The following is a 13,623-nucleotide window of genomic DNA, read 5'->3' on the forward strand; positions in this document are numbered from 1 at the left end:
GAAATTTGTTGGTATTTGTTCCAGAATATTCATATATAAATAGCTGTCAATACCATGGCGTAAATCAGGAGACTATAAAACCACCTGCTGGAAAACTTAGGGGTTCGGATTGGTGCTACATTAAAGGCAGCTATGATCATTAACAGTGCATATATAGCAATTGCAAAGGTCGGCTGGCTGAAATAACTGTTAAATAGAAAGAGAAAGGCAAGAATAAGGACATTGTTGTCAAGTGCTAATCCCATATATGTCGAATCATCAACAAGACCGAAAACATTGAAGTAACTCAATCTTATTACACCAACAGCAACAATTACGAAAGCGCCGGGCAGGAACCATGGACTGAATTCTCCATAGCTCAAAAGAAATACAGCGGGACAAATGCCAAAACTTACTATATCTATCAATGAGTCAAGTTGCCCACCAAAAGCTCGATATTCATCAGTTCGCCCTTTCATCCGACGAGCAATGATTCCGTCCCCCCAGTCAAAAACAACAGCCCAAAGCATCCCAATGATCGCAAGTGACAAATCGCCTAATATACCATAGTATATACTAAGGACTGCACACAACAGTCCTGCAAGCGAACAGATATTTGGGAGATCACGGGCGAAAGCAAGCATTCCTGTCTGATGTGATCGTTGATGGTCTTGATCACTCATCGGGATCCCTCCACTTTATTTGAGTCAATAACATCTATCAACGCTTCAACTAATTTGCAATTTTCTGTTTCAGTACGACTGGCGATACGAACATAACGGCTAGAGTCAGGTAGAGTTTTGTCCTGACAGTGTTTTATGTACATGTTATGCTCAATGAACAATCGCCGTGTGACTTCAGGACCACTTTGTGTGTGATCTGGCAGGCGGCAGAAAATAAAGTTTGCATCCGGTTTATAAGCAGTCATTCCCGGGATAGCGCACAAGCTTTTATACAGATTATCCCGGTCAATCCGTACCTGGTTGCAACTTTCGACAAATTCCTGTCTATAATCAGGCAGTATCCGCAGAAACTCTTCGGCAAATCCGTTAATATTCCAGATATGTACGCCTTTCCTTACAGATTCAGCAAATGCTAAATTTGCAGTTAGCATATAACCGATCCTAAGGCCGCAGATACCATAGGCTTTACTCATGCTTTTAAGGATCGCCATATTTGGATACTGTTCTAGTTCATGTTCCAGAGTTGTCTTATCAGGATCATGCACAAAATCCATGAAGGATTCATCGATAATCAGCATACAGTCATGGTTTGCAAGTTTTTGTGCAAGAGATATCAGATCGGACTTGGGAACCATTAGGGATGTTGGATTATTAGGTGTTACCACAACAGCAACATCTGCTTTAACCTTGATCGCTTCAGCAGCAAATTTGTCTACATCCAGTTGAAATGATGGAAATTCAAGAGGAAATTCAACTACCTGACCTGCAGGCGCTGCATTCGCATATTCATTAAAAGATGGCACTGGAACGATTAACTTACCAGATATGTGACCGGAGATTATTTTGATAAGTTCAGCAGCACCATTTCCTACAACAATTCTTTCAGCAGGTTGATGGATCAGATCACCTATAAGACCGGCAAGAGCATCCTGTGCAATTGGATAGTTAAGGACAATGTCGTGAATTTGATCTTTAAAGTTTGTAAAAACTGCTTCTGGCGGAAAATATAGATTGTAAAGATAAGCATGATCAATAAATTCATGGCGATAGTAACCACCATGCTGCCTGGAAATGAAATCATATTTTTCAGTTTGAGTCTTGTAATTGTGTTGCATCAGGTATTATTTCTCTTAAATGATGTTGATGTGGCACTTCATTTTTTAAAGTCTTAGCTTGATAAATTGACTTTAATTTCAAAGGATTAGACTGGGTCAATGGCCTTAAGCCAGAAAGTGAACGAGTAACCACTTTTTCTCCCTGTTTTTTGCTTGTTAAAAAAAATGGCTTTAGTATTCCAGAAATCTTTGATGTGGTATTGTAAGGAATGATTGTCTCATATTTGTCTTCTGAAAATAATCTCTTAGCCTTTTCAAGATCTGAGACTGTATCTATTTCGTACCATCGCTTGCTGTCAAATGAGACTGTTTCAAGAGAGAGACTGCCATCAGACACCATTTCCGCAAAGACAGTTTCATAATAGTCATTTACTTTGCCAGCTGAAATGTACTGACCCAGCCTTTCTTTAATGCTATTCCACGAAGGAAGTGAAAAACTGTAAATATTGACAGTCTTGTACCTTATCTCATCAAGAGGTCCGGCAATACCGCTTTGGAATTTCTTAACATGATGGGAGCCACTGGCTGTAACAGTGGAACCATTCATCCATGGTTGCATGCATCCAACGGCAATTCGGTCAGGAGAGCACATGCCATCCAGAAGAGCTACGTCAAAAATGAGATCACTTTCAATAAGCAAGAAAGGCTCATTAATAATATCCCGCGCCATCCAGAGTGAATAGATGTTATTGGTGGTCGCGTAAAGAGGACTGGAAATATAATCAATTGTCATACCACATGAACGCGTTTCTAAAAAATCACGAATACATTTTTCCTGGTATCCCGTGACAACGACAAGACGTTTGAAGCCTTGCTTTTTCAAATTGATGACAAGTCGCTCAAGTATAGAAGCCTCATGAACCATTGTAAGGCACTTAGGTGTGTCGCGTGTTAGAGGGTACAGACGACTGCCCTTACCAGCTGCCAATAATAATGCGGTGGTTATATTTCCATTATCACTATTGCTGTGGTCCAAACTCATTGTAAATCCAATTGTTTGGTATTCATCGCATATATAAAGGGTGTCAACTGTGTTAAAGGAACTTGTAAAAGAATTATTACTAAAATTCTCTCCTAAAAGACTGTTTCCTGTTTGAAATGTACCTTCCCCATCTCTAAAAAGATCCGTATCAGATGCAGATGCATATCTTTACTGCCCACATTTTCATAATACAAGAACATGTTGTCATCGTTTGGATAATTGCTAGATGATAAACTGCCACACATAGACTGAGTAAAGGAATAATCTTGATATAAATCATTGACTCGCATAATTTCCAGTTCGTGAGTATAGCCACAAAAAACGTATTCTATTTTATATTTTTGTATAAAATCAATTAATGCTGCAGAATTTTTTAGAGGTAGCTCATCAGTACCCAAAACAGAATAATGAGTAATCAACAAAGGCATGTCATATTCTATCTGTTCAATTTCTTTCGAAACTGCATTTAGAATCTCTTTTTCAACATACTCATCATCACTATATAGTTCAGTTGTGTCTATGCTGAGAATTAATACTTTTTTTCCATTTATCGAAATGGATTTGATGAAATTCAGATCGGTAAAATTCTCATTAACTCTGGTGATTTCCCGGTTTAAAAAAAGGTTTTTCTTTCTTGTTTTCGTTGCTTCGGAGATGGTGATTATCTCGGAATTATCAATATATTTCCGAAATAGTTCATGGGAGCGCGAATAGAGGTGCAGAGCTACGCTCAGCGCCACAATAATAACAAGAAAACATAAATGTGAATGGTGGGCTCGATGAAATTCGAACTCATGACCCTCGCCGTGTAAATGAGTGGCATGATAGTGTTTTAGGGGTACGTACCATCGAATACCACGGAAACATTGCAAACGGTTCTACAAAACAACTTCAGTAGTTCTCTAATTTTAACCACTTAAATTTAGGAAGGTCATACGATAGCTTTATATGCGGCGTGAACGCCGCCATATGTCATTTATAGCGTTCAATTCGAGCACCTATTCCAAAGTTGAATTAAGACCAAAACAATGTATTGATGCTGTTCTAAAACCTCTTACTGATAATATCACCATTAATATCAATGGTTCACTTACCTGTAAAGACCAGTTTTATGCTGCCATATGCATGGCAGTAGAGAATAGTTCAGTCCACTCCATGTCAAAACACTATCAAAAGATTCCTTGTGAAACATCTACAAGATATCATCTCAAGAAACTTGATCTTGAAGAACTTATCAGATTAAATACAAAAATTCTACTTCAAGGTCCTATTAATGCTCTGAAATCTAAGAAAAAGTATGAGTTTGCTATCGATTTCACAAATGATCCATATTATGGAGGAACGAATTCGTCCAATGAAAACTATGTGATACGTAGCCTAGCTAAGAAGTCAACAAACTCTTTTTATTCATACGTTTCATTATCTATCATAAACAAGAACGAGAGATTCACTATCTCCGTTCTTCCTGTAGAGAAAAATAAAACAAAGGTCTATTACCTCACCTATTTTATAGATCTGATCAATAAACTAAACATCAAAATCAAAGTCCTTTGTTTAGATAGGGAGTTCTATTCGGTAGACGTGTTTGAGTTCTTACAAAATGAAGATATTCCCCATATTACTCCAGTAGTAAAAAGAGGAAAAAAGATTAAGCAACTACTTATTGGGAGAAAGGCTAGGTATGCGGAATATGTTATGAAGAATCCTCAGAAAAAGGAGATTCGGTTGAATATTGTCATTGACGTGAAGTATCTGAAAGGCAAAAGGAACAAAAATGGATGTGAAAACCTTGGGTTTGTAGTTTATGGAATAAACTTGTCTCCCCGAAAAGTTAGTACTGTATATCGAAGACGATTTGCAATTGAATCAACATACAGAATGAGAAATATAGTTAAACCCAAAACATCGACAAGAGACGTTACATTCAGATACTTGTCGAATAAGAAAGAGCGATTACTCGCCCTCCCTCTTCTAAGAACCGTACGTGAAAATTTCTCTTCATACGGCTCAAGCATTCTATAACCCTTTAAGTATCAGGCAGTTGTTAGACTTTCCATGATATTTTGCTTCGACGCCACTAGTTTCTGTTTTCTCAGATAGCTTATTCTCCATTTAAAGTATTCTTTGTCTACATATGGGTTCTTATCCATTTTTATGCGTGGATGTCTTACAATCTTTGTATGTGCAAAAGATTTGAGTTTAAGCCCTTCTGTGGAGAATACCCATTTCCTTGACCCTACCCTATGCCAATATCTATCTACTATCCAGTGGTGTGATTTATCTGGATGCCGCCTTTTAGCCCACGTCCATAGCATATCCCATAATCTGGAATCAAGCTTACTGAACGTATTTTTAGAGACAACTGAACGGTGATATTCGCTCCATCCAGTGATAATAGGGTTGAGTTCCTTAATGAGAGAACTCTGAGACCGAGCTTTACCTTTCTTAATCACGTTGCTAATGCTTTTTGTGATATTCTCAATAGATTTGTTCGAGGGCTTGGTTAGAAGTTTACCATTATATTTCCGGAAATTCCATCCCAAGAAGTCAAATCCATCGTCTATGTGTGAAACAAGAGTTTTCTCACGAGATAGTTCTAAACCCCTATCTTTCAAGAATAGTCTGATAACCTCAGCAATATCTTTAGCCACTTCCTCTGAATCAGCAGTGACGATAAAGTCATCTGCGTATCTCACAAAATTGACTTTATGGGAATTATAACTTTTTTTGTTAATAGTTCCCTTCCTGTTTGTATGATATTTGCATGCTATTGCATTTTTCATACCGTCCAATGTGATGTTTGCCAGTACTGGAGATATTATTCCACCTTGAGCAGTACCTGCTTTGGTGGGATTCAGATGTCTATTATACACAAAACCAGCTTTAAGGAATTGCTTTAGTATTGACCGGTCCATAGGAATATTGTTCAAGAGCCATTCGTGATTTATATGATCAAAGCATCCTTTTATGTCGCCTTCCAAAATCCATTGAGCAGAGTTTCTTTTACTCAGACATGCGAACAATTGAGCTTCTGCATCTTTTGAACTTCGATATTTACGGAATCCAAATGATGTTCTGTCTGCTGTGGTTTCTGCTATTGGGCTTAAAGCAAAAGCATATAATGCCTGCATTGCTCTATCGTACATTGTAGGAATGCTTAATGGTCGTTTTTTCTTCTTTCCTTGTTTCTCAATATAGATTCTTCTCAATGGTTTAGCTTTGTAGCTCTTACCAGACAGTTCTAGAACGGCTTTCATCTTAGATTTGGATGTTGTCCATTTTTCTCCATCGATTCCAGCTGTTCTTTTACCTTTGTTCTGTGTTACTTTCTTTACTGCCAATAATTTGGCATGAAAAGAATTGGTAAGCAGGTATTGTAGTCGTTTAACTAAATGCCACTTCTTTTGTCTAACCGCTTTTACAATTCGGGCTTGCAGCTCATTAACGTTCCCTTCGACTGTTTTCCAGTCGATGTCCTCCCACTTGAATGGGATTGAATTGTCTGCAAGCCTCTCACCTGATGGTGTAGTCGAGTATCTTGCATTCATAAGTTTGCCTCCTTTCATGTAATAGAACACCTACGGTAAGTCTGCTCCCTTTCGGGACAAGGCAAATTTTGAACCTCTATGCACTCCATTACAGACTGCCATTTGCTTTCTACCGTTTCCTTTATCCCCTGTGCTATTGTTCATTCTCACGAATTAACTACCTTTTTTTTTTTTTTACAGGAGCACATGGGACTTACCAAGTTCTATAATATGAATAATCACGGAAACCTTAGAAGCCATCTATAGGCCGGGAATCTGTGTCCATTCTCCATAATGTGCAAAAAACCATTATGGCCTGATTCCATACCTTTTGGTCTAAGCGTATCATTCCATTTCGCTTATCAATCATAACGACCCTTACGATGATTTGCATTATACTCTTCATAGTTTCCTTATCCTAGCAGATAGTCAAGGATTGGAATTCCTTGCTTTCCACATTGTCCTGTGAGCTTAACACAATGATGTTACCATTCTATGCATCCCACAGTAGGATTATCCCGAATGGAAGGAATAGCTGTTAAGCAATTCATATTGTAACTTCTTGTCACACTTTTGCCCTTATTTCTTCACTATATTTCCTTTTCAGAACAGAGAACATCGTTTCAACCAGTTTTCTGTTATGGTATAATTCTCTGTTAAATTCCTGTTCCATTTTTCTACGGTACTTTCCTTTGATCCTTTTTCTTTTTCTTAGTCTCAAAGGGATCATAGCTATAGCTTTAAATTGTTCTCTTGTTATCGAATGTATTTCTTCTGAATCGTAGCCTTTGTCCATGATATAATACTTGGATCTACGATTCTTATGGCATTGTTTCAGTAATGCCAATGCATGCTTTGCATCATGAACAGGTTTACCTGATATCTTGAAACCAGGAATTATGAACTTTCCAGTGTCAACAGAGATACTTGTTTTCAGGAAAGATCTTCGTTTCTTTCCTGTCCTCCACGAATAATAGTAGCTACAATGGCCACTAGTAAACCCACTTGAATCAATAGCAGTAATCTCTATCCTCTCTCCACGAGAATAAAACAGTTTTAGTGTTTGCTGCAACAATCCACTAAAATAGATTGAATTCAATCTTGTAATGAATTTATGAAGAGTAGTAAAATGTGGAACCTGTTTTAGTCCAATTCTTTGTTTGACTTTATCCATTAATTCTACTATTTCAACTATATCTCGACAATCCTCATTGAGGTATTCTTTCAGTAAAACAAGTGTCAGTAACTGGTGCTGGGTGTATTTTCTTTTAGAATATTTACAGCTATATATCTGAAGGTGTGAGTTTCCTGATACAGCTAACGCTGTATCAACAAACTTTAAGTACTTATTAGACAAAACACAATCATCCCCTATGTGTTTTCGGTAGCAGATAATGCTAAGGGGATTTATTCTTTTTAAATTAATAGGTAAAAATAAAATTTAAAGTAGGTTTTCTACAGAGCCGTTATTTCATCTTATTTATAACTTGTTTTATTTCTGTTCTGTTTGCTTTCATAGCATGTCTGCTAATGGTTTGAGCTTTGTATGTGTTTAGTATTGAATGAAGAAAAAATTGTAACATTGGCATACACTATCAATATAAATCAAAATATATAAATAGTGTAAATGGGTTGTATTATCAACAGGTGATTATATTATAAAAAAAACGTAACTATTCAGCCTGGCACGATTTGCCTATTGGTACTGATTTCATCGAAATAGAGATGTCTGCTCACTAACAATCTAACAATCAAAAAAGCAATCAATAGCAACAATCAAAATAAATGATTCTAATGAAATTTACGTTTCAACTTTTTGTCAAGATTGTTATTGATAGCGTTTTTATCAGGCTGAATAGTTACAAAAAAACAACCGGCATTTTAATTACTATTATACTTATGGCAATTCTTGGAATAGGATGCGTTGAATCGACTAAAGAAACATTAGTTGAATCTGATGATATTACTATCGGGGCTCTTTTGCCACTTACGGGTAACCTTGACTCTATCGGTGAATCAAGCCAGACTGCACTGGAATTATCAAGCGAGGATATTAATGACTATTTAGCAGGACTTGGTTCTGAAAAAAATATAAAACTAATAATAAAGGACACTGAGAGTAATCCGGAAAAAGCTCTGGAACAACTCAAGAACCTTGATGAACTAGGAATAAAGATTGTTATTGGTCCGCAAGCAAGCAATGAAGCAGAAGCTGTACTGCAATATGCAACTGAAAATGGTATTACTCTCATGAGTACTGCATCAACTGCATCTTCTTTAGCAATTCCTGATGACAATCTATTCAGGTTTGTACCAGATGATACAAATCAGGGAAAGGTACTGGCTACGCTCATGAATAAAGAGGAAATCAATGCTGTAGTTCCTATATACAGGAATGATGTATGGGGCAATGGACTCTCAGATGAAGCAAAAAAGAGTTTTGAAATTCTCGGTGGTACAGTATTGGAAGGTGTTACATATGAAACTAATAATGAAGACCTTTTCACAGAAGTAGAATTACTTAATGAAAAAGTAATTGCAGCCACTTCTGAATACGATGAAAGCTCTGTAGCTGTGCTTCTTTGTTCTTATGGAGAAGCGAAACAGGTATTAACTTTAGCCCAAACATATCCTGCACTGACAACGATTAACTGGTATGGAAGTGATGGCATAGCACTAAACAAGGAACTTGTTAACGATAATGATGTAGCTAGTTTTGCTGCAGCAGTTAACATCAAGTCACCAATATATGGATATGAGGAAGAGAATGACGAATATCAAGTGATTGAATCCAGAATTGAAGAACAGCTTGGAAGAGTGCCTGAAACCTATGCATTATCTGCATATGATGCTCTTTGGATAGCTACATTTGTAGATACTGATGCCGTAACAGATAATGATGAGAGTATAAAGATGGCAATTAGTGCGCTTACGAATAAGTACTTCGGTATCACAGGATGGGCAAAACTTGATGAAAATGGTGACAGGGTACATTGGGATTATGATGTATGGACCATCAACAAGGTGAATGAAGATTACCAATGGAAACTTGTTGCAAGATACCAAGTTGATCCGGGAGATGATGGTAAATTAATATTTGTTGAATAAATAGTGGTGAATCTCACACCACAATTTATTTTTTTATTTTCAATTGTCTTGCTAGTCTCTTGGAGTCATATTATAATTTTTGTATTTGTTTATCTCCTACTCTGCAAAAATCATATTATTAACTAATTGTGAACCACAGATGTACGAAGATATTATGTTATTTGTGTTATCTACTAAACGAATATTTGGCAGGTACTTACCCCGGTACAGGAGATGAATTTATCTGTAATTTATTTGGATGAAGGGAATTTCTACAGAGCCAAATATCAATTGATGCTGACATATCCAGATTGTTGTTCTTTGCACGACCCCCACAATCTCTTCAACCTGTAAGTTTGAAGATATCCCCTTGCTTTTTTATCAATTACTTGCGATTTTTGTTGTGGGATACCTGATGTGTGCAACAGCACAGTTACCATGCAATGTTCTAGCTCTTTATTTACTTGTTATCTTTTTGTGTAACAGTATTATTTTTTCATATAACTAAAAATATTATTATATGTATATGTGACTATGGATTGTCACAGAACTACCAAATAAACTAACTTTATTAGATCTTCTTAGTTGGTGGTACCTATAATTTTTTTAGGCATTGTTAATTAAACATAGCTAGTTCTTTATTCCTATATTTCATCAAGAGCAAAACGGAGATTTTTAGCATTTCAAGACTTTTAGTATAACACTTTGACTTTTTCCTTAGTCTTGCCAGGAAATGCCTAAATATGCTGTTGTATCCTTCAACAGTATATGTTTCTGCTTTTGATCGAGTATGGATGTTTCTGGGACAAACTTGGCATATGCTCTCCAATAATCCGTCATTACTTCTCCAATCTCTTTTGTCTTTAATTTTTTCCAGAGTTTTTGTCCTGTTTTTGTTCCTCTGCTGCCAAAAGAGCAATCGATGAATTTATTCCCATATCTATCAACAGCAATCCATATCCAGCAGTAGTTTTTTTATTCCCAATATAAGTATGCATCTCGTCCAATTCCACAACAGAAATCTCATTTTCACTTTTTAGATCCTCTAATTCACTACCAAATTTTCGAATCCATTTTTGAACAGAAACATGACTAACGCCCAAAAAACGTCCAATTGAACGAAATCCCAACCCCTCCAGATAGAGTTGTAAAGCCTGTCGCTTAACAGATACGGGGCTAGCGGTGGATTTTATATCTACTGAATAGTTGTATCCACAATCATGGCATTTGTAGCGTTGTCGACCATCAATCCTACCGTTCTTCTTATGACTGGAACTCTTACACTTTGGACAATTCATATATAAAAAGAGGCCATCATATTATATAACGATGTTTAATTACCAAAGCCTTTTTTTATTCCATATTAGAAAATGTGGGGCTCAATACGAAATGATACTATGACAAAATACCCACATATTTATATATAGTATATTTTTATATATTAACTGCTTATATTATCAACAAATGAATAGTTGCTAATAGAATTATTAAATAATTGTGTTAAATTAATTGAAAATCAAAATAATAATTTGTTACCTGGAGTGTTCAAGGTATGTTTGAAGATGTAAAAATTAAAAATTTACTAATAGGAAGTTTTGCAATAATATTGCTACTCACTGCTATTGTGGGATATAGCGGTTACGATGGAATGAAAAATATTGATGACAGGGTAGTTAAGGCAGACGACATGAACCGTCTGGTCAAATACATGAAAGATGCAAATAATGCACAGGCAGAGTATCAATTAAATAAGGATGCAAGTTCTGTTGCAGAGGTTGAAGATTCTGTGGATAAATTGATAGCTCAGGCAGAGTCATCAAAAGAGATATTTGAAGACCCTGTAAATGATAAACAGATGGATGATGTTCTATCAGCTGTCAATTCCTTTGATGCTAGTTTTAATAACTATGTAAGTCTTGAAGCTAATAAGGAAGAAGCTGAACAATCAATGATACAAAATGGTTTAATGTTCAGTGACTCAATTACTGAGATTTTAGTTAAACAGGAAAATGATTATAAGACTGCGCTTGTACAAAATGCTGACAAAAGTATTCTTGAAGAGGAAGTAGAAAATGTAAAGAATGCGAATCTGCTTCTTCAGTTGGTTTTAGATTGTCGTGGTGAAAGACTTCGTTTTATGATGCACGGTGAGCAAAAATATGCAGATAACGTAAACGAGCTTACAAATAATATTATTGAAATCGCAACGCAGATGGAGAGTAGTTTCCATGATCAAAATGACAAAACGACTGCTCGAAATGTAATTGTGGGAGCAAATGCATACCTGACTGATTTCAATCAGTATGCTTCATATGTACAACAACAGCAAGTTGCACATGAAGATATTCTCCTATCCGTTGCAAGCGTGGAATCTATTACTGAAGATGCTCGTGCTGATCAGAAAGAAAAGATGGAGCAGGAAATGGCTAGTTCTATCCAGACAATGATTATCATGGTTGTTCTGGCTTTGATCGCAGGTGCTATAATGGCTTTCTTCATCTCAAATATGATATCAAAGCCTGTTAATGAAATGCTAGATGCAGCAAATAAAGTTGCTGCCGGTGATCTTACAGTCGAACTGGATAACAAGTCTTCCAATGAACTCGGACAACTTTCCGGTGCCCTAAAAATAATGGTGGGAAACTTGTGTGGTCTTATTTCAGACGTTCAGATGGGTTCTTCTAAAGTAGCTTCAACTTCACAGGAAATTTCAGCATCGTCTGAAGAAATGACAGCGGCTTCTAGTCAGGTCTCTGCAACAGTAACTCAGATTTCAAGTGGCGCACACTCACAATCATCAAAAGCACAGGAGGTTTCCCGGGCAATGAGTGATATGACTCAAAGTGTTCAGGAAATTGCAACAAATGCACAAAATGCTGCTCAAAATTCAACCTTAGCAAGTGAGACTATTAGAGATATTGGCAAAGGGTCTGAAGAGCTTCTTGTTCAGATGGATGAAATACAGGATGCTGTATCAGAATCCGCCGGTGTCATTCGTGATCTTGACGAAAAATCCAAACAGATAGGGGAGATCGTTAATCTCATAACAAGTATCGCTGACCAGACCAACCTTCTTGCACTCAATGCTGCAATTGAGGCAGCCCGTGCTGGGGAGCATGGCAGAGGTTTTGCAGTTGTTGCTGATGAGGTCAGGCAACTTGCAGAAAATTCAAGCAGTGCAGCTAAAGAAATAGCTGTGCTTATTCAGGATGTGCAAAACGGTAGTCATGAAGCCGTAGATGCTATGGAGATAGGTACAAATAAAGTTTTAACTGGTTCAGAAACCCTCAGGAAAACGGTCGATTCTGTAGTATCTACTGTTCAAAGTAGCGAGGAAATTGCAAAGATGGCGCAGGATATTGCTGCTGCAGCTGAGGAACAAGCTGCCAGTATTGAGGAAATTACTTCTTCCATTGAGGAAGTATCCGCAATTTCTGAACAGTCTGCTGCCGGTACAGAACAGGCAGCTGCATCGGTGCAGGAACAGACAGCTTCCATGGAGGAACTCTCATCATCTGCCCAGGAGCTTGCAGATCTTGCCAATGTCCTATTGCAGGGAGCTGCGAAATTCACGATCAATGAGGACAATAGTGGAACAAGAAATATGACCAATAACAAAAAAGAAGAGTTACAATTAGCTAAAGTAGAGCAACAAGTACTTGTCTAATTGAACGAGGTTTCTAAATGTCAGAATCAACAATAAATAATAGTAGCTCTGCAAAAGAGCTACTTCAACTTGTCATTTGCCAGCTTTCAAATGAAGAGTATGGCGTACAGATATCGAGTGTAAAGGAAATTATTCGAATACCTGATATTACTAAAATTCCTCATGTACCAGATTATGTAGAAGGTATCATAAACCTTCGAAATAAGATAATTCCGGTAATAAATCTTGCAACCAAATTCAACCTTTCTAATGAAGGACTCAATGATCAATCTCGAATAGTGATTGTGGAAATTGGTAATATTGTTGCCGGGATGGTAGTGGATGCTGTGACAGAAGTGCTAAGAGTTTCTGCAGAGGATATTGAACGTGCACCAGACATGATAACTTCAAATATCAGTGAAAAATACATAGATGGTGTTGGCAAACTTGATGATAGATTGCTAATTTTGCTTGACATTGATCAAATATTCACTGAAGAGCAAAAAGTGCAAATCCATCATTTGGAAAATGCGGGATCTATTCCTGCATAATTTTATTTTTTAATTATTAATTGTTTTTACAAACCAAAGCAATTTCTTTTTTA

At 36.9% G+C, this 13,623-nt stretch carries 9 protein-coding genes and 2 pseudogenes; 4 read left to right on the forward strand and 7 right to left on the reverse strand.

The window, feature by feature from the left end:
* Positions 1 to 29: 29 nt before the first annotated feature.
* The 4 genes from WN948_RS14245 to WN948_RS14260 form a co-directional block, all read right to left on the reverse strand.
* Positions 30 to 662 carry a CDP-alcohol phosphatidyltransferase family protein gene (locus tag WN948_RS14245; RefSeq protein ID WP_342304837.1) on the reverse strand — a complete coding sequence of 211 codons (633 nt, stop codon included), beginning with the start codon at positions 660 to 662 and terminating at the stop codon, positions 30 to 32.
* Entirely contained in the window at positions 659 to 1,777 is a 1,119-nt protein-coding gene (locus WN948_RS14250) for an aminotransferase class I/II-fold pyridoxal phosphate-dependent enzyme (protein WP_342304838.1), read from the reverse strand. Before WN948_RS14250 ends, WN948_RS14245 begins: the two co-directional genes overlap by 4 nt.
* Positions 1,749 to 2,759: a phosphocholine cytidylyltransferase family protein gene (locus tag WN948_RS14255; RefSeq protein ID WP_342304839.1), complete on the reverse strand. Its 1,011-nt coding sequence runs from the start codon at positions 2,757 to 2,759 to the stop codon at positions 1,749 to 1,751. Before WN948_RS14255 ends, WN948_RS14250 begins: the two co-directional genes overlap by 29 nt.
* A 92-nt stretch (positions 2,760 to 2,851) precedes the next feature.
* Complete coding sequence (locus WN948_RS14260; RefSeq protein ID WP_342304840.1) at positions 2,852 to 3,499, reverse strand: metallophosphoesterase; 648 nt, start codon at positions 3,497 to 3,499, stop codon at positions 2,852 to 2,854.
* Between the two features lie 385 nt (positions 3,500 to 3,884).
* Between WN948_RS14260 and WN948_RS14265 the strand changes: the two genes are divergently transcribed.
* Complete coding sequence (locus WN948_RS14265; RefSeq protein ID WP_342306497.1) at positions 3,885 to 4,781, forward strand: ISH3 family transposase; 897 nt, start codon at positions 3,885 to 3,887, stop codon at positions 4,779 to 4,781.
* Positions 4,782 to 4,792: 11 nt separating this feature from the next.
* On the opposite strand, the gene ltrA is transcribed toward WN948_RS14265, so the two are convergent.
* Together ltrA and WN948_RS14275 are read right to left on the reverse strand one after the other, a co-directional pair.
* Entirely contained in the window at positions 4,793 to 6,325 is a 1,533-nt protein-coding gene (gene ltrA, locus WN948_RS14270) for a group II intron reverse transcriptase/maturase (protein WP_342304721.1), read from the reverse strand.
* Positions 6,326 to 6,857: 532 nt separating this feature from the next.
* Positions 6,858 to 7,643 (reverse strand): annotated as a pseudogene (locus WN948_RS14275) (IS5 family transposase); the annotation flags it as partial.
* A 437-nt stretch (positions 7,644 to 8,080) separates the two neighbouring features.
* Between WN948_RS14275 and WN948_RS14280 the strand changes: the two are divergent.
* Positions 8,081 to 9,394: an ABC transporter substrate-binding protein gene (locus tag WN948_RS14280; RefSeq protein WP_342304841.1), complete on the forward strand. Its 1,314-nt coding sequence runs from the start codon at positions 8,081 to 8,083 to the stop codon at positions 9,392 to 9,394.
* 595 nt (positions 9,395 to 9,989) lie between these two features.
* On the opposite strand, the pseudogene WN948_RS14285 reads toward WN948_RS14280, so the two are convergent.
* Positions 9,990 to 10,671, reverse strand: a pseudogene (locus tag WN948_RS14285) (IS1 family transposase).
* A gap of 254 nt (positions 10,672 to 10,925) precedes the next feature.
* Between WN948_RS14285 and WN948_RS14290 the strand changes: the two are divergent.
* Both WN948_RS14290 and WN948_RS14295 read left to right on the forward strand, forming a co-directional pair.
* On the forward strand, positions 10,926 to 13,040 hold the full coding sequence (locus WN948_RS14290) for a methyl-accepting chemotaxis protein (protein ID WP_342304842.1): 2,115 nt from the start codon (positions 10,926 to 10,928) through the stop codon (positions 13,038 to 13,040).
* Positions 13,041 to 13,057: 17 nt separating this feature from the next.
* On the forward strand, positions 13,058 to 13,570 hold the full coding sequence (locus WN948_RS14295) for a chemotaxis protein CheW (protein WP_342304843.1): 513 nt from the start codon (positions 13,058 to 13,060) through the stop codon (positions 13,568 to 13,570).
* Positions 13,571 to 13,623 lie beyond the last annotated feature (53 nt).

The organism is Methanolobus sp. ZRKC5, from assembly GCF_038446525.1.
GTDB lineage: Archaea > Halobacteriota > Methanosarcinia > Methanosarcinales > Methanosarcinaceae > Methanolobus.